Source organism: Actinomadura macra NBRC 14102, assembly GCF_001552215.1.
Lineage (GTDB): Bacteria > Actinomycetota > Actinomycetes > Streptosporangiales > Streptosporangiaceae > Spirillospora > Spirillospora macra.
This window is the reverse complement of sequence record NZ_BCQT01000016.1, coordinates 125,397-142,124: the sequence shown is the minus strand read 5'-3', so window position 1 is coordinate 142,124 and position 16,728 is coordinate 125,397. Positions and strand designations below refer to the sequence as shown.

General features: G+C 72.0%; 15 protein-coding genes. 6 read left to right on the top strand and 9 right to left on the bottom strand.

Annotated elements, in window-relative coordinates; genetic code table 11:
- Positions 1-332 precede the first annotated feature (332 nt).
- Positions 333-1,358, top strand: a complete 1,026-nt coding sequence (locus AMA02S_RS25850; RefSeq protein WP_157430839.1) for a methyltransferase — start codon at positions 333-335, stop codon at positions 1,356-1,358.
- A 125-nt stretch (positions 1,359-1,483) separates the two neighbouring features.
- Here AMA02S_RS25850 and AMA02S_RS25845 read toward each other — a convergent pair whose 3' ends face one another.
- The 5 genes from AMA02S_RS25845 to AMA02S_RS25825 form a co-directional block, all read right to left on the bottom strand.
- Positions 1,484-2,305: an SAM-dependent methyltransferase gene (locus AMA02S_RS25845; protein ID WP_067462496.1), complete on the bottom strand. Its 822-nt coding sequence runs from the start codon at positions 2,303-2,305 to the stop codon at positions 1,484-1,486.
- A gap of 188 nt (positions 2,306-2,493) precedes the next feature.
- Positions 2,494-3,642, bottom strand: a complete 1,149-nt coding sequence (locus AMA02S_RS25840; RefSeq protein ID WP_067462330.1) for an acyl-CoA dehydrogenase family protein — start codon at positions 3,640-3,642, stop codon at positions 2,494-2,496.
- A gap of 2 nt (positions 3,643-3,644) precedes the next feature.
- Positions 3,645-4,571, bottom strand: a complete 927-nt coding sequence (locus AMA02S_RS25835) for a hydroxymethylglutaryl-CoA lyase (RefSeq protein WP_067462328.1) — start codon at positions 4,569-4,571, stop codon at positions 3,645-3,647.
- A complete protein-coding gene (locus AMA02S_RS25830; RefSeq protein ID WP_067462325.1) occupies positions 4,568-6,499 on the bottom strand; it encodes an acetyl/propionyl/methylcrotonyl-CoA carboxylase subunit alpha in 1,932 nt (643 codons plus the stop codon). Before AMA02S_RS25830 ends, AMA02S_RS25835 begins: the two co-directional genes overlap by 4 nt.
- 8 nt (positions 6,500-6,507) lie before the next feature.
- The gene (locus AMA02S_RS25825; RefSeq protein ID WP_067462322.1) at positions 6,508-8,121 is read right to left on the bottom strand and encodes a carboxyl transferase domain-containing protein; all 1,614 of its coding nucleotides are present in this window, start codon (positions 8,119-8,121) and stop codon (positions 6,508-6,510) included.
- 78 nt (positions 8,122-8,199) lie between these two features.
- Here AMA02S_RS25825 and AMA02S_RS25820 point away from each other — a divergent pair, with 78 nt between their 5' ends.
- The 3 genes from AMA02S_RS25820 to AMA02S_RS25810 all read left to right on the top strand — a co-directional run bounded on the left by AMA02S_RS25820 (position 8,200) and on the right by AMA02S_RS25810 (position 11,783).
- Complete coding sequence (locus tag AMA02S_RS25820; protein ID WP_084265599.1) at positions 8,200-8,817, top strand: SACE_7040 family transcriptional regulator; 618 nt, start codon at positions 8,200-8,202, stop codon at positions 8,815-8,817.
- A gap of 146 nt (positions 8,818-8,963) precedes the next feature.
- Complete coding sequence (locus tag AMA02S_RS25815) at positions 8,964-10,511, top strand: AMP-binding protein (protein ID WP_067462318.1); 1,548 nt, start codon at positions 8,964-8,966, stop codon at positions 10,509-10,511.
- Between the two features lie 66 nt (positions 10,512-10,577).
- On the top strand, positions 10,578-11,783 hold the full coding sequence (locus AMA02S_RS25810; RefSeq protein ID WP_067462315.1) for a hypothetical protein: 1,206 nt from the start codon (positions 10,578-10,580) through the stop codon (positions 11,781-11,783).
- A gap of 14 nt (positions 11,784-11,797) precedes the next feature.
- Here AMA02S_RS25810 and AMA02S_RS25805 read toward each other — a convergent pair whose 3' ends face one another.
- Genes AMA02S_RS25805 through AMA02S_RS25790 form a run of 4 tightly spaced genes read right to left on the bottom strand, consistent with a single transcriptional unit; the run spans position 11,798 to position 15,342 of the window.
- Complete coding sequence (locus AMA02S_RS25805; RefSeq protein ID WP_245667840.1) at positions 11,798-12,565, bottom strand: adenosylcobinamide amidohydrolase; 768 nt, start codon at positions 12,563-12,565, stop codon at positions 11,798-11,800.
- 2 nt (positions 12,566-12,567) lie between these two features.
- Entirely contained in the window at positions 12,568-13,338 is a 771-nt protein-coding gene (locus AMA02S_RS25800) for an ABC transporter ATP-binding protein (RefSeq protein WP_067462309.1), read from the bottom strand.
- A complete protein-coding gene (locus tag AMA02S_RS25795) occupies positions 13,335-14,387 on the bottom strand; it encodes a FecCD family ABC transporter permease (RefSeq protein ID WP_084265598.1) in 1,053 nt (350 codons plus the stop codon). Before AMA02S_RS25795 ends, AMA02S_RS25800 begins: the two co-directional genes overlap by 4 nt.
- 25 nt (positions 14,388-14,412) lie before the next feature.
- On the bottom strand, positions 14,413-15,342 hold the full coding sequence (locus AMA02S_RS25790; protein WP_067462306.1) for an ABC transporter substrate-binding protein: 930 nt from the start codon (positions 15,340-15,342) through the stop codon (positions 14,413-14,415).
- 275 nt (positions 15,343-15,617) lie between these two features.
- Between AMA02S_RS25790 and AMA02S_RS25785 the strand changes: the two genes are divergently transcribed.
- Together AMA02S_RS25785 and AMA02S_RS25780 are read left to right on the top strand one after the other, a co-directional pair.
- Entirely contained in the window at positions 15,618-16,235 is a 618-nt protein-coding gene (locus AMA02S_RS25785; protein ID WP_245667831.1) for a TetR/AcrR family transcriptional regulator, read from the top strand.
- On the top strand, positions 16,232-16,609 hold the full coding sequence (locus AMA02S_RS25780; protein ID WP_067462299.1) for a VOC family protein: 378 nt from the start codon (positions 16,232-16,234) through the stop codon (positions 16,607-16,609). The genes AMA02S_RS25785 and AMA02S_RS25780 overlap by 4 nt, the downstream gene beginning before the upstream one ends.
- The last annotated feature ends 119 nt before the right edge of the window (positions 16,610-16,728 follow it).

Sequence of the window (16,728 nt, the reverse complement as noted above, 5' to 3'; positions counted from 1 at the left end):
GTTCAGGACCGGAAGCTCGTCCAGCGCGTCCCGTAACCGCCCCCGCGCATGCCCTTTGGCCCGCTCCATTCCAGACAGCAGAAGCGCGTCCAGCCTTAGATTCGGTGGGCTCATGGCCTCACTCCTTCCACGTCACCGTCGCCGAAAAGAATGAGCCGGGCCCGCAGCGCCGAGCGATACGTTCGTCGCCCTCGGCCCGAGGTCCTCGGGCCCTTTGACCGTGGCCTGTTTTCCGCGCCCAGACGGCGCAAGGGAAGTCCCAAGAAACCCCAATTAGGCGATCACCCAAGGAAATACCCGCGATACTGGGAGTGACAATCTTGGGAGGCGTGATGACGTCCGAGGTCACCGAGAACCCGCTGGCCGCGTCGCTGATGGGGTTGTGCGCCAGCAACCGCGTCGCCCAGGCCGTCGGCGTCGCCGCGAGCCTCGGCGTCGCGGACGAACTGGCCTCCGGGCCGCGGTCGGCAGAGGACCTCGCCACAGCAGTGGGCGCTCACCCCGGCGCCCTGCGCCGCCTGCTCCGTGCGCTGTCGGACGTCGGTGTCTTCCAGGAACGCGAGGACGGCATCTTCGCCCCCACCCCGCTGGGCGACCTCCTCCGCAGCGATTGGCCCCACTCCATGCGCGGCTACGCGCTGTTGACCAGCTCGCCCTTCCACAGGGCCGCCTGGACGGGCCTGGAGCACAGCGTCCGCACCGGCGAATCGGCGTTCGCGCACATCCACGGCCAGGAGCTCTTCGAGTATCTGCCCGACCATCCCGCCGACGGCGAGCTCTTGAACGGCGCCATGATCGCCGTCTCCGGGCAGTTCATCGCCCCTGCCTTCGCCGCCTGCGACTTCGCGCCAGGGGAGGCGATCGTGGACGTCGGCGGCGGACACGGTGCCGTCCTCGCCTCGATCCTGGCCGCCCATCCCGGCACCGAGGGCGTCCTGTTCGACCTGCCCGGCGTCATCGCCACATCCGGCGACCAGTTCCGCCGCGCGGGCGTCGAGGACCGCTGCCGGAAGGTCGCCGGCGACTTCTTCGAGTCCGTCCCGTCCGGCGCCGACACCTACGTCCTCAGCCACATCATCCACGACTGGGACGACGACCGTGCCGTCCGGATCCTCGCCAGCTGCCGCGAAGCCATGAAACCGGAGGGGCGCGTGCTCCTCGGCGAAGCCCTCCTGAACGAGGGCCCCGCCCCGTCCCGGGTCAAGTGGCTCGACCTCGAAATGCTGGTGTTGACCTCCGGCGGCCGGCAGCGCACCCGCAGCGAGTACGAGCACCTGTTCCAGCGTGCGGGCCTCCAGCCCACCGGCACCCCCGCCCAGAGCCCCATCTTCAACGTCCTGGAAGCCCGCCACGCCTGACGACGTCGCTTGAGCACGAGGACGTCGCGGGAGGGTCCCGTCCTGTGCCGTGAAGAATTGCGCCTCGCTCATGGCGCGCACGCAGGTACGTCTTCCCAGGCTGACCACTCCGCGCCAGGGAAGGGTCAGCGCTTCAGAGCCACGCCGCCGTACATGGAGACCTGGGAGTCGTCGATCGCGCGGGCCTCGGCGTCCGGGTGCCAGTGGTGGACGGGGACCACACCGGGCTCGACCATCTCCAGGTTGCCGAAGAGCTTCTCGATGTCGGCCTTCGGACGGGCCTTGGAGTTGATCCCGCGCGAGTTGTACTTCGCGACGGCGGCGCGGACCTGCTGGGGTGCGCTGTCGCTGGCGATCGTAGAGAGGGCGAGGAAGCTGCCGGGGGCCAGCGGTTCCATGAGCTGCTCGACGATGCCGCGTGCCTGGTCCTCATCGTGGATGAAATGCAGGACGGCGATGAGGCACAGCGCCACGGGTTCTTTCAGGTTGAGGGTCTCGTCGACCTCGGGCGAGGCGAGGATGGCGTCCGGATCGCCCACGTCCGCCTCGATGTAGCGGGAACGCCCCTCGGGAGTGCTGGTGAGCAGCGCACGGGCGTGCACGAGCACGATGGGGTCGTTGTCGACATAGATCACTCGCGAGGTGGGGTCGACCGCCTGAACGATCTCGTGGAGGTTCGGGGAGGTCGGCAGGCCCGTCCCAATGTCGAGGTACTGCCTGATCCCGCGCTCGGCGGCCAGGTAGCGGGCCACCCGGACCATGAAGTTGCGGCTGGCGCGCACGGAGGTCCGCATGTAGGGGGCGACCTTGACGACCTCTTCCGCCGCCGCGCGGTCGGCGGCATAGTGGTCCTTGCCGCCCAGGAGGTAGTCGTAGACCCGAGCCGAGTGGGCCACGTCCGTGTTGAGCTCCGCCGAGGACGGCTCACGGTCTGGTGTGTCCGGCATCGGAAGCCCCCAGAAGTCGGCGTTGGCACGCTTCACACGTTAGCGAGACTTGTCATCTTACGGTTAACGATCAAGTATGTGGGTCAAGAGCGCTACCGTCAGGCGCAATCAGGCCACCAAGCCGGACGTTGACCCCCGCCCCCTTCCCGCCAATAACACGGAATCACCGTGTCGGGCGTGAAGACCCCTCAGGACGGGGGGAGGCCGAGGGCACGGGCTATGAGCATGCGCTGGACCTCGGAGGTGCCCTCGCCCACTTCGAGGATCTTCGCGTCGCGGTAGAAGCGGCCGACCGCGTACTCGTTCATGAAGCCGTAGCCGCCGAAGATCTGCGTCGCGTCCCGGGAGTTGTCCATCGCGGCGTTGGACGCGACGAGCTTGGCGATCGACGCCTCCTTCTTGAACGGCTCACCGGCGAGCATCTTCGCCGCCGCCGCGTAGTAGGCGAGGCGGGCGGTGTGCGCGCGGACCTCCATGTCGGCGACCTTGAACTGCACCGCCTGGTAGCGGCCGATCTCCTTGCCGAACGCCTCCCGCTCGCGGACGTAGCGCAGGGACTCGTCCACGCAGCCCTGCGCGAGGCCGACCGAGAGCGCGGCGATGGCGATGCGGCCCTCGTCCAGGATGCGCAGGAACTGGGCGTAGCCCCGGCCGCGCTCGCCGACGAGGTTTTCCGAGGGCACCCGGACGTCGTCGAACGACAGCTCGCGGGTGTCGGACGCCGACCAGCCGACCTTGGAGTACTTGCGCCCCACCGTGAAGCCCGGCGTGCCGTTCGGGACGATGATCGTGGAGATCTCGCCGTCCCCGGTGAAGGCCGTGACGGTGACGAACGCGGTGATGTCGGTGCCGGAGTTCGTGATGAACGCCTTGGAGCCGTTGATCACCCAGGAGTCGCCGTCCAGCCGGGCGGTGGTCCGCATCCCGCCGGGCACGTCGGAGCCGCCGCCCGGCTCGGTCAGCCCGAAGCCGGCGAGCTTCTCACCGGAGGTGAGCTGCGGGAGCCAGCGCGCCTTCTGCTCGTCCGAGCCGAACCGGTAGATCGGCATCGCGCCCAGCGAGACGCCCGCCTCCAGCGTGATGGCCACCGAGGAGTCGACCCGCGCCAGTTCCTCCAGGGCCAGGCAGAGCGTGAAGTAGTCGCCGCCCATGCCGCCGTGCTCCTCCGGGAACGGCAGGCCGAACAGGCCCATCTTGCCCATCGCGGCGACGATCTCGTACGGGAACTCGCCGCGCTCGTACAGGTCGCCGATCACCGGCGCCACGGTCTCGCGGGAGAACCGCTCCACGGTGCTCCGCAGTTCCTCCTGCTCGTCGCTCAGCGTGAAATCGATCATGGTTACTCCGTTTCGGGCGAGAGGGCCTGGACGACGCGGGACGGGCTGGGGCGGCCGAGGTGCCCCGCCATCCATCGGCTGGTGGCCACGAGCTTGTCGAGGTCGACTCCGGTGCGGACACCGAGGCCGTTGAGCATCCAGACGAGGTCCTCGGTGGGCAGGTTTCCGGTGGCGCTCTCGGCGTAGGGGCAGCCGCCGAGGCCGCCCGCCGACGCGTCCACGACGGTGACGCCGGTCTGGAGCGCGGCGAGGGTGTTGGCGAGGGCCTGACCGTAGGTGTCGTGGAAGTGCACGGCCAGCCGGTCAGTGCCGATGCCCGCCGCGCCGAGGGCCTCGATGAGCGCCGTGACCTGGCCGGGTGTGCCGACGCCGATCGTGTCGCCGAGGCTGAGCTGGGAGCAGCCCATGTCCATCATGCGGGACGCGACGGACACGACCTGCGGGATCGGGACGTCGCCCTCCCACGGATCCCCGCACACCATCGACACGTAGGCGCGGACCCACAGCCCCTCTGCGCGCGCGCGTTCGACGACGGGCGCGAACATGGCGAGCGACTCGTCCACCGTGCGGTTGAGATTGCGGCGGGCGAACGTCTCGGTGGCGCTGCCGAAGATGGCGATCTCGGTGACACCGTTGGCGAGCGCCCGGTCAAGGCCCCGTTCGTTCGGGACGAGGACGGGGTAGCGCAACTCCGGCGAGCGGGGCAGCACGCCGAGCAGCTCCTCCGCGTCGGCGAGCTGCGGCACCCACGTCGGGTGGACGAAGCTCGTCGTCTCGATCGTGCGCAGTCCCGCGGCGGCGAGCCGGGTCACGAACTCGGCCTTGACCTCGGCGGGGACGACCGCCTTCTCGTTCTGCAGCCCGTCGCGCGGCCCGACCTCATAGATCGTGACGCGCTCGGGAAGGCCCGGCAGCGATGCCCGCATCATGCCTCCTCGATCACGGCCAGCACCGCGTCGAGCGCGACCTGGGCGCCCGCGCGGACCGGCAGCTTCGCCACGACCCCGGCCTGCGGCGCGGTGACGGTGTGCTCCATCTTCATCGCCTCGACGACGACGAGCGGCTGGCCCTCGGCCACGCGGTCGCCCTCGGCCGCCTTGACGGCGAGGACCGTCCCGGGCATCGGGCTGCGCAGCACGCCGTCGCCGGACGCGGCCGACGCGGCGCCGCCCTCGGCCCGGACGTGCTCGCTCAGCGCCCACGCGTGACCCTCCCGGCCGAGCCACAGCGTGTGTCCGTCGCGGGCGGTCGCGAACGTGACCGTCCGGCCGCCGTAGGTCAGGGTGGAGCCGGCCAGCGACGCCGCGACCGGTGGCCCGTCCCCGATCCTGACCTCCGCGGACGCGGCGCGTCCGCGGACGCGGACCTCCACCGGGGCACCACCGGACGGTGTGATGATCCACGGCGCCCAGGCGTGCGCGCCGGGCCGCCAGCCGTCCGGGATCGACCACGGATCGTCGTCGACCTCCAGGGCGAGCATCCGTTCCAGGGCGGCGGCGGCGAACGCCTCGGGCGGGACGGCGGCGCCGGACAGCAGGTCGTCCAGGGAACGTTCGACCAGGCCCGTGTCGAGCGTGCCCGCCACGACGTCCGGGTGCTGGAGCAGCGCGCGCAGGAACCCGACGTTCGTCGGGACGCCGAGCAGCGTGTACGCGGCGAGCGCGCGGTCGAGCCGGTGCAGCGCCTCGGCCCGGTCGGCGCCGTGGACGATCACCTTGGCGAGCATCGGGTCGTAGGAGCCGCCGACGTCGGTTCCGACGTCGAGGCCGGAGTCGACGCGTGCGTCCGGCTCGGCCAGCGCGAGGACGCGTCCGCCGGTGGGCAGGAAGCCGCGGGCCGGGTCCTCGGCGTAGACGCGCGCCTCGATGGCGTGGCCGTCGAGGCGGACCTCGTCCTGGGCGAAGGGGAGGGGCCGGCCCGCGGCCACCCCGAGCTGGAGCTCGACCAGGTCGAGCCCCGTGACCAGCTCGGTCACGGGGTGCTCGACCTGGAGGCGGGTGTTCATCTCCATGAAGAAGAACTCGCCCGGCCGGTCGGCGGACACGATGTACTCCACGGTGCCCGCGCCCACGTACCCGACGGCCTTCGCGGCGGCGACGGCGGCGGCGCCCATCCGCTCGCGGGCCGCGTCGTCCAGCAGCGGCGACGGCGCCTCCTCGATGATCTTCTGGTGGCGGCGCTGGAGGCTGCACTCACGCTCGCCCAGGTGGACGGCGTTGCCGTGGCCGTCAGCGAACACCTGGATCTCGATGTGCCGCGGATTCTCCACGAACCGTTCGGCGAGCAGGGTGTCGTCGCCGAACGAGCCTCGCGCCTCGCGACGGGCGGACGCGATGGCCTCCGGCAGGTCCGCGGCGCTTCGCACGAGCCGCATCCCCTTGCCGCCGCCGCCCGCCGACGGCTTGAGCAGCACCGGGAGCCCGATCTCCAGGGCGGCGGCCTTCAGTTCGGCGTCGGTCAGGCCGGGCTCGTCGCGCCCCGGGACGACGGGGACACCCGCCGCCGCGACCGTCCGCTTCGCACGGATCTTGTCACCCATCGCCTCGATCGCCTCGGCGGGCGGGCCGATGAACACCAGCCCCGCCGCACCGCAGGCGCGGGCGAAGGCGGAGTTCTCGGCGAGGAACCCGTAGCCCGGGTGGACGGCCTTCGCGCCCGCCGCCCGTGCCGCGCCGATGACGGCTTCGATGTCGAGGTAGGACGGGATCAGGAGGGCCTCGTCCGCCTCCCGCACATGCCGGGACCCGGCGTCGGCCCCGGTGTGGACGGCCACCGACCGCACGCCGAGCCGCCGCAGCGTGCGGAACACGCGGACGGCGATCTCCCCGCGGTTGGCGACCAGGACGCTGTCGAACATCGGACCCCTCACATCCGGAAGACGCCGTAGCCGACCGGCTCCAGCGGTGCGTTCGCGGCGACCGACAACCCGAGCCCCAGCACGCGGCGGGTGTCACGCGGGTCGATGACGCCGTCGTCCCAGAGCCGCGCCGTCGAGTAGTACGGGTTGCCCTGCGCCTCGTACTGCTCGCGGATCGGCGCCTTGAACCCTTCCTCGGCGTCCGCCGGCCATTGCTCGCCGCGCGCCTCCATCTGGTCGCGGCGGACGGTCGCGAGCACGCTCGCCGCCTGCTCGCCGCCCATGACCGAGATGCGGGCGTTCGGCCACATCCACAGGAAGCGCGGCGCGAACGCCCGCCCGCACATCGCGTAGTTGCCCGCGCCGAACGATCCGCCGATGACCACGGTGAACTTCGGGACGCGTGCGCACGACACGGCCGTGACCATCTTCGCGCCGTGCTTGGCGATACCGGCCGCCTCGTACTCGCGTCCGACCATGAAGCCGGTGATGTTCTGCAGGAACACCAGCGGGACGCTGCGCCGGTCACACAGTTCGATGAAGTGCGCGCCCTTCTGCGCCGACTCGCCGAACAGGATGCCGTTGTTGGCGACGATCCCGACCGGATGCCCGTGGATACGTGCGAAGCCGGTGACCAGCGTCGTCCCGTACTCCTTCTTGAACTCCTGGAAGCGGCTGCCGTCCACGACCCGCGCGATGACCTCGCGCACGTCATAGGGGGTGCGCGGATCGGGTGGGACAACCCCGTACAGCTCCGCCGGGTCCACCGCAGGGTCCTCGGTCGGCGCGACCTCCCACGGCCGCGGTTCGCGTGGGCCGAGCGTCCCGACGATGTCGCGGACGATCCGCAGCGCGTGCGCGTCGTCCTCGGCGAGGTGGTCGGTCACCCCTGACGTGCGCGAGTGCAGCTCGCCGCCGCCCAGTTCCTCGGCCGTCACGACCTCGCCGGTCGCGGCCTTCACCAGCGGCGGGCCACCGAGGAAGATCGTCCCCTGGCCGCGCACGATGACGGCCTCGTCGCTCATCGCCGGGACATAGGCGCCGCCGGCCGTGCACGAGCCCAGCACCGCGGCGATCTGCGGGATGCCGCGCCCGGACATGGTGGCCTGGTTGTAGAAGATCCGGCCGAAGTGCTCGCGGTCGGGGAAGACCTCGTCCTGCCTCGGCAGGAACGCGCCGCCGGAGTCCACGAGGTAGACGCAGGGCAGCCGGTTGTGCAGCGCCACCTCCTGCGCGCGCAGGTGCTTCTTGACCGTCACCGGGTAGTAGGTGCCGCCCTTGACGGTGGCGTCGTTGGCGACGACCACGCACTCGCGTCCGGCGACGCGCCCGACTCCGGTGATGATCCCCGCCCCGGGCGCCTCGTCGTCGTACATGCCGTTCGCGGCGAGCGGCGACAGCTCCAGGAAGGGCGAGCCGGGGTCCAGCAGCGTGTCGACGCGGTCGCGGGGGAGCAGCTTGCCGCGCGCGACGTGCCGCTCCCGGGCGCGCTCGGAACCGCCGTGCCCGGCCCGGTCGACGCGCTCGCGCAGCTCCGCGGCCAGGGTCTCGTTGTGCGCGGCGTTGGTCTTGAACGCCTCGCCCGCGGTGTCGGCACGCGAGCCGATCTCGGGTCCGGTCATGATCCCCTTCCCCTGTTAATGCCCGTTAACAAGGCCGATGTTAATGCTTGTTAACAACCCTAGTCTAGACTGTGTCCCATGACCTCCCACCCCGCCGAGGCGACCGGCGGCGCAGGCCCGGACGAGACCGCCGGCCCGGTCAACCCGCGCCGCGCGGAGATCCTCGCCGCGGCGGCGGAGCTGTTCGCGCGCCGCGGCTACCACGGGGCGTCCATCAGTGATCTCGGCCGCTCCGTCGGCCTCACCGGACCGGCGCTCTACCGGCACTTCAGCGGCAAGGAGGCCGTCCTGGCCGAGATGCTGCTCGACATCAGCGAGCGCCTCCTCGCCGAAGGCGTCCGGCGCGCCGCGGCCCCCGATCCCGGCTCGGCTCTCGACTCCCTCCTGCGCTGGCACATCGCGTTCGCCCTCGACAACCCGGCGCTGATCACCGTTCACGAGCGGGAACTGGACAACGTCCCCGAGCCGGAACGCCACCGTGTCCGCCGCCTCCAGCGCGCCTATGTGGAGGAATGGGTCGCCGTGCTGCACCGCCTGCATCCCGGTCTCCCCGACGCACGGACACGCGCCGCCGTCCACGCCTGTTTCGGACTCCTCAACTCCACCCCTCGCAGCGCCACCGGACTGGACCGTGCCGCCATGGCCGCCCTGCTCCACACCATGGCCCGCGCCGCCCTGGCGGCGACGAGCCTCTGACGACCGCGGAGCGATTCGCGGGGGTAGGGCATACAGGCAGGTCGGAACCGGGTTGTGGAGTGTCCACGACCTTGACGGAGAGCAAGCGTCAAGGTCATATGAGACGGAGACCACAAGACCATATTCTCGCAACCGAGGAGCGCCGCATGGGCGTCGAGGGCGTCGGCTTCTACGAGATCGCACGCAACAGCCCGGACCGTCCCGCGATCCTGGCGCCCGGAGTGCCCCTCACCTACGGTGAGCTGCACGGCGAGGTGAACCGCCTGTCGAACGCACTCGGTTCCCTCGGGCTACGCCTGGGGGACGTGCTCGCCACCGTCCTCGGCAACCGTCCCGAGTTCCTCACCGTCCTCATGGCCGCGATGCAGTCGGGCCTCTACATCGTCCCCGTGAGCCGCCACCTCACCGCCCCGGAGATCGGCCACGTCCTCGGCGACTGCGGGGCCAGGGCCGTCGTCACCGAGAGCGCGTTCGCCTCCGCCGTCGCGGCCGCGGCGGACGATGTGCGGATCCCCGCCGCCGGACGGGTGAGCGCGGATTCGGCCGAGGGCTACCGCTCGATGGCCGCCCTCTGCGCCACCGGCAGCGCCGCACCGCCGGACAAGCGGCGGATGGGTTCGGTCATGCCCTACACGTCCGGGACGACCGGGTGGCCGAAGGGCGTCCGGCGGCCGCTGCTCGACATCCCGCCGGAGATGCTCATCGACACCATGCGGAGGACCCTCGTGCGGCACCTCGGCCTCGTCGCGGGCGACGAGGTGCACTTAGCGGTCGCCCCGCTCTACCACTTCCCACCGTGCATGCACGCGCTGCTGGCCCTGAGCCTCGGCCACGCGGTCGTCATCGCACCGCGCTTCGAGCCCGAGCCCACTCTGGAACTGATCCAGCGGCACCGCGTCTCCAACACGTACATGGTGCCGATGATGTTCCACCGCCTGCTCGCGCTGCCCGAGGACGTCCGTGACCGCTACGACCTGACGTCGCTGCGGCAGGTGTTCCACTCCGCCGCGCCTGTCCCCGCCGAGACCAAGCAGAAGATGATGGGCTGGTGGGGGCCCGTTCTGCACGAGTACTACGGCTCCGCCGAGAGCGGCCCCGTGGTCGTCGCGCGCCCGCACGACTGGCTCGCCCACCCCGGCACGGTCGGACGAGCCGTCGAGGGCGTCCGGATCAAGATCCTGGATTCGGAGGGCGCCGAGCTCCCGCCCGGCGACACCGGCCTCGTCTACGCGAGCGGGCAGCCCGGCTTCGACTACCAGGGCGATCCGGGCCTGGCCGCGGCCACCATGCGCGGGAACTTCCACACCTCCGGTGATCTCGGCCACCTCGACGAGGACGGCTGGCTCTACCTGGCCGACCGCCGCTGCGACGTCATCACCTCCGGCGGCGTGAACATCTACCCGGCCGAGATCGAAGCCGCGCTCCTGCAGCACCCGGCGGTCGCCGACGTCGCCGTCATCGGTATCCCGGACGACGACCGGGGGCAGGCCGTCGTCGCCCTCATCGAGCCTGGCCCCGGTGCCGTCCCCGGCGACGCCCTCGCCGCTGAGCTGCTCGCCCACTGCGGGCCCCGCCTCGCGCGTGCGCAGCACCCCCGGCGCCTGGAGTTCCGCGACGCGCTCCCGCGCACCCCGTCCGGAAAACTGGCCCGCGGGCGCGTCCGGGACGCCTACCTGGGGGAACGGCGGAGTTAAGACGTTTCGGCAAAGTCGTCCCCGGAACGGTCGAACGTCCCGCGGGACGCGTGCGTACAACGGGACATGAAGGACCAGAAGGTCGCCCCGTTCGACACCGTCACCCCGACTCCCGCCTCCCCGACGATGATCGACCTTCCCATCGTCCCCGACCCCGCCGCGGGCGCGAACGAGCCCGCCCGGGAACCTCGCGACGGGGCCGCCCCCGCAGGCGAACCCGTCGCGATCTGGCCGTGCGCCGGCTGCGGAAGGCCCGTACCGCAGCCGGTGCGCGGCGCCCGGACCGTCCGCTACTGCCAGGACACCGGCGGCGGGTGCGAGCGGGCCGCGCACGCCGGCCGTGAGGATGCGCGCGACGCTCCCGGCCTCACCGGCCAGGTCGCCTGGACCTGGGAGATGGTCGAGCGGCTGGAGAGCGTCGCCGATCGGCTCGCCGGGTCGCTCACCGCGGAACTGAGCGTCGCCGGGGTCGAGCGGCGGGTGGCGGACGCCCAGGCCGAGGCCGCCGAGAAGATCGCCGTCGCCCAGCGGGAACGGGACGCCTCGCAGCGGCAGGCCGAGCTCGCGTGGCGGGACGCCGCGACGGCCCGCACCCGCGCGGAATCCGCCGAGTCCGAGATGTCCGAGGTCCGGGCCGAGGCCGGGCGCGCCACCGCCGAGCTGGAGGCCGTCCGGCAGCAATGCCAGGAGGCCGAGGACGTCGCCGAGGCGTCCGCCGCGGCCCGGCTCGCCGCCGAGAGCGACCGCAACAGGGTCGCCGCACGGGAGGGCGAGCTGGTCGCCTCGCTGGAATCGGCACGCGCGGAACTGGTCGCCCTGCACGCGCGGCTGGCGGAGTCGCAGACCCGCGCCGAGGAGCGGCGCGCCGAGACCGAGATCGCGCTGCGCACCGCCGAGGACCTGCGCTCCGCCGTCCGCGACGCCGAGGCCAAGCGCGGGCAGGCCGTCGCCGACCGCGACCAGATCCAGGCGCGGGCCAGCGAGTTCGAACAGCACAACTGGCAGCTGTCACGCATCGCAGAGGAGCTGCGCGCCGCCGTCAAGGCGCTGACCTCCGAGCGGGACGCCGCCCGCGCCGAGGCCGACCGCGCGCGACGGCAGGTCGACGCGCTCACCCGTCCGTCCGGCGCGCGGCAGGCGCCCGGCCCGCCGCATCCGGGCGTCGACCGGGAACCGCCGACGGGACTGCACCAGCTCGGACCTCTCAACGGCGCCCCCGTGGCGGCCGATCCACGGCGGCGCAACGGTCGCCACCTGCCCAATTCCGGCTGAGGTGAGTTGAGTCACTAGGAGGTGAGGCCACCGTCACTGCACTGGCCCTGAACCGGCCGCCGTACCGCACCGGGGTGGTGCGGCGGCCGGTACGCCAGGGCGTGCAGCTGGGCGGTGTAGCCGAGCGCGCCCGCGTGGACGGCGGCGTGCACCGCGCGGGCCAACCGTGATCCCCACGTCGAGCGGGGGCCTGCGAACGGCTCCTCCTCGCCGTCCGCGAGGGCGGCCACGCAGACGGCGTCGGACGCGGTGCCCGTGCAGGGATAGCCCGCCTCCAGCAGCGCCTGCGTCTTCGCCTCGGTCGCGGTGAGGACCGCGTTCACCAGCGCGCCGTCGCTCAACGCGGCGGGCACCGCGGCGACGATGTTGATGGTCCCCGGACGCGGCGGGGGCGCCGCCGGCGCGGTGCCGTCGAGGTGGATCGGCGCAAGCTCGGGGTCGGAGGCTCCGGTGGGGGAGGCGGCCCAGGTCGGCACGCGCAGCCCCACCGTCGCCGCCACGCGCACGCCCCCGTCGTCCCGCCGCACCGTCCGCTCGACCGGCGCGGCGGTGAGCAGGCCGACGCCGGGGCCGTCCAGCCCCTGCGCGGCCGCGAGCTCCGCCAGGTGCGTGACCGGATCGGTGCGCGAGTAGGTCCCGGCGACCTGCGCGTTCAGCACCCAGTTCGCGGGGCCGATCCCGCCACCGAGAATCGCCGAGGAGATCATGCGCCGCCCGCCGCCCGCCCGCCACACCGTCGAGGCGAGGCGGGCGCCGTCCTCCTCGCGCCAGACAATCTCCAGCTTCACGGGCGCTCCAGGGAGAGGACGGGCCGCCCGCCGGGCCCGGGGAAGACGTGCACGCGTGCGCCGAAGTGCTCCTCGACCGCCTCGCGGGTCAGGACATCGGACGGTGCGCCCGCCGCGGCCACCCGTCCCTCCGACAGCAGGACCAGGTCGTCGGCGTACTGCCCGGCGAGCGTCAGATCGTGGATCGTCGTCACCACCGTCAGCTCGTCGGACAGCCGGAGCTGGTCGACCAGCTCCATCACCTGCTGCTGGTGGCCGATATCGAGCGCGGTGGTCGGCTCGTCCAGCAGGAGGACGGACGTTTGCTGCGCCAGCGCGCGCGCCAGCACCACACGCTGCCGTTCACCACCCGACAGATGGTCCAGAGGACGCCCTGCCAGACCGGTCAGATCAAGCCGGTCGAGTACTTCGGACGCGACGGCCCGATCGTGGGCTCCCTCACGTCCGAGATGAGGGATGTAGGGGGAGCGTCCCAGGAGCGTGTAGTCGAAGACGGTCATGCCTGACGGCAGGCTCGGGTTCTGCGGGGCGTAGGCGACCGCGCGGGCCCGCTGTCTCGGCTTCAACCGCCCGAGGTCGGCGCCCGCCACGGTGATCTCGCCGTCCGACGGCAGCAGACCGAGGACGGCGCGCAGCAGCGTCGACTTGCCCGCCCCGTTCGGCCCGATGACCGCCGTCCATGACCCGCCCGGCACGTCCAGCGAGACGCCCCGCAGGACGGGCCGCCCGCCGAGCGCCACGTCCAGGTCGCGCACCACGACCGTCACGCCTCCACCTGCCGGCGGCTCGCGCGCAGCACCGCGACGAAGAACGGCCCGCCGACGAACGCCGTCACGACGCCCAGCGGCAGTTCCCCGGGCGAGATCACCGTCCGCGCGACGAGATCGGCCAGTTCGAGGAACGCCGCGCCGCCGAGCAGCGACAGCGGAAGGACGATCCGGTACGAGCCGCCGGCCAGCCGCCGGACGGCATGCGGCACCACGATCCCGACGAACCCGATGAGCCCGCTCACCGCCACCGCCGACGCCGTCGCCAGCGACGCCGCGAAAAGCACCGCCAGCCGCACCCGCGACGCCGACAGGCCGAGCGACGCCGCCTCGTCATCGCCGACGCTCAGCACGTCCAGCAGCCGCCCGTGCGTGAGCAGGACCACCGTCGAGACCAGCGCGTACGGCGCGACCAGCGCGAGCTGGTGCCAGTCCGCCGAGCCCACACCGCCGAGGATCCACGAGAAGATCCGCTGCAACTCCTCCGCCTTCACCTGCTGCAGGAACGTCTGCACCGCCGCGAGGAACGACGACACCGCCACCCCGGCCAGCACCAGCGTCGCCGCGCCGTTCCACTGCCCGGCAGTGCTGCCCAGCACGTACGCCAGGAAGACGCCGAAGACCGCGCCCACGAACGCCGCCAGCGGCACCCCGTACCCCGGGTCGCCCGGGACGAGCACGATCACCAGCGTCGCGCCGACACCGGCGCCCGCGGCCGCGCCGAGCAGGTACGGGTCGGCCAGCGGGTTGCGGAACACCCCCTGATATCCGGCGCCCGCCATCGCGAGCATCCCGCCGACCAGCGCCGCCATCAGCACCCTCGGCACGCGGAGCTGGAACAGCACGTTCTCCTCGATCGCGCTGAGCCCCGAGTCGACGCGCACGAACGGGACCCGGTCGAGCAGCGCCTTCAGCACCCCGCCGACCGGCAGGTCCGCCGCCCCCACCAGCAGGCCGATCAGCAGGGTCGCCGCCAGCACCGCCGCGGTGATCCCCAGCGGAACCGCCCGCAACCGGGCGGCCCGCGCCTGCGCGTCGAGCGGCCTCACAACCGTCCTCCCGGGCGGACGGCCGTCACCGTGACTTCTGGATCGCGTCACCGATCGCCTTGACGAACTCGGGCAGGCGCGGGCCCCAGCGGGACGCGATGTCGTCGTCCAACTCGACAACGCTTTGCCGTTCCTTGACCGCCTTCAGCTCCGCCCAGCCGGGCCGCTTGGCGACCGCGCCGGCGTTCTGCCCGCAGCACTTGGTGTCGGCCAGGAACAGGAAGTCAGGATTCTGCTTGAGCAGGTACTCGCGCGACAGTTGCGGGTACCCGCCGGACGCCTTGTCCGCCTCATCGGCGATGTTGCGCAGCCCGAACAGGCCGTAGACCTGACCGATGAAGGTCTTGGACGTCACCGTGTGGAACTGGTTGTCCAGCTCGTGGTAGTAGCTGCGGCCCTTGCCCTGGGAGGACGCCGCGACCGTCTGCTGGATCCGGGTCCGCATGCCGTCGGTGACCTTCCCGGCCTCGGCCGTGTGCCCGGTCGCCTGCCCGAGATCGCCGATCTCGTCGTACACCTCGTCCAGGTTCGTCGCCGCCGGCTCCAGCAGGACCGGGACCTTCAGCTTCGCCAGCGCCTTGACGATGCCGTCCATGTCGTCGGACAGGACGACGAGGTCCGGCTTGTACCCGATGATCGCCTCCGCGTTCGGCTTGAACGCCGACAGCTTCGTCTTCGGCGCGCTGGCCGGGTAGGTGGAGTAGCTGTCCACCGCCACGACCTGTGGCCCGGCGCCGATCGCGAAGAGCGTCTCGGTGTGCGTGGGGGACAGGGACACGATCCGCGAGGGGCGCTCTGGGATGGTCACCGCGCCGTTGCCGGCCTGGACGGTGACGGCCTTGCCGCCGGATGCCGGGCCCCCGGCCTTGCCATCATCGTCACCGCCGCCGCAACCGGCCGCAAGCGTCATCGCACCGATGACGAGGGCCGCGCCGAGGGCACGTACGGGTCTCACAGGAGCCTCCTGGCTGCCGGGAAGGCGCGGCCCGCCCATGACGGATCGCCTTCCACGAGGTCGAGGGTCGTCGGCGCGCGGAGGCGACCTGGCTAGGCCACTCGGGGGAGAGGCATCACAGTTGCGGGACAGCGCCGGGTTCGCACCGGACTTCGCTCCAGGACACGCTTGATCTGCACGTTATCAGTCGGGCGATCCCAGTCCCGCCCAAGGATCGGAGTGAGTCCTCACTTCGATATTGACGGAGTGAGTGCTCACTCCTTAGTCTGGACGTCATGACCCGCCGACGCGCCCCCGGGATGTCCCCCGAGCGACGCCGCGAGATGATCGTCCGGACCGCGCTCCCCCTCGTCGCCGAGCACGGCACCGCGGTGACCACCGGCCAGATCGCCCGCGCGGCCGGCATCGGCGAGGCGACCATCTTCCGCGTCTTCACCGACAAGGACGACCTGCTCGACGCCTGCGTGGCCGAGGCCCTGCGCACCGACCACGTCCTGAACGAGATCGAGGCCGTCCCGCTCGATCAGCCCCTGCCCGCCCGCCTGGCCGAGGCGTCCGCCGCGATCGAGGCGTACCTGGCCCGCATGGGCATGGTCCTGGGGGCCCTCCACGCCACCGGCCGTGGCCGTCCGGCCCGTCCTAGGGACACGGGGGCACCTCGCGAACCCGACCGCGACGACGCCATGCGCCGCACACGCGACGCCATCGCCGCGCTCTTCGAACCCGAACACGACCGGCTCCGCCTGCCCGTCGAGCAGGTGGCGAGCCTGTTCATGGGCCTGGCGTTCACCCGCGCGCGCCCGCCCGCCGGCCCCGACACGCCGGCCCCCTCCCTGGAGGAGTACCTGGACGTCTTCCTGCACGGCGCGCTCAAGGAAGGAAACCGCGAATGACGATCACCTTGAACCACACGATCGTGACCGCCGCCGACAACGACGAGGCCGCCCGGTTCTTCGCGGGCGTCATGGGCCTCGCCTGCACGGGCCCACACCCCCACGCGCGCCACTTCATCCCGATCAGGGTGAACGACGCGCTCACCCTCGACTTCATGACGGTCGCCTTCCCGCAGGGCCACCACCTGGCCTTCGACGTGGACGCGGCGACCTTCGACACGGTCGTCGACCGCCTGCAGAGCCGGGAGATCCCCTACGGCGACGACCCGGCCCACCCCGACAACGGCCGGGTCGACACCGGTCACCCGCTCGGCGGGCGGGGCCTGTTCTTCTCCGACTCCAGCGGCAACCTCTACGAACTGATCTCACCCTGATCCGGGCGGCGACCCCGCGTCCCCACGCGCGTCGGCGCCAGGCATGACACGGATGAGCAGCGGACCAACGATCCGAGAGCCGTCCTTGCCCGCCCCGTTCGATCCTTGCGCGAGCGTGA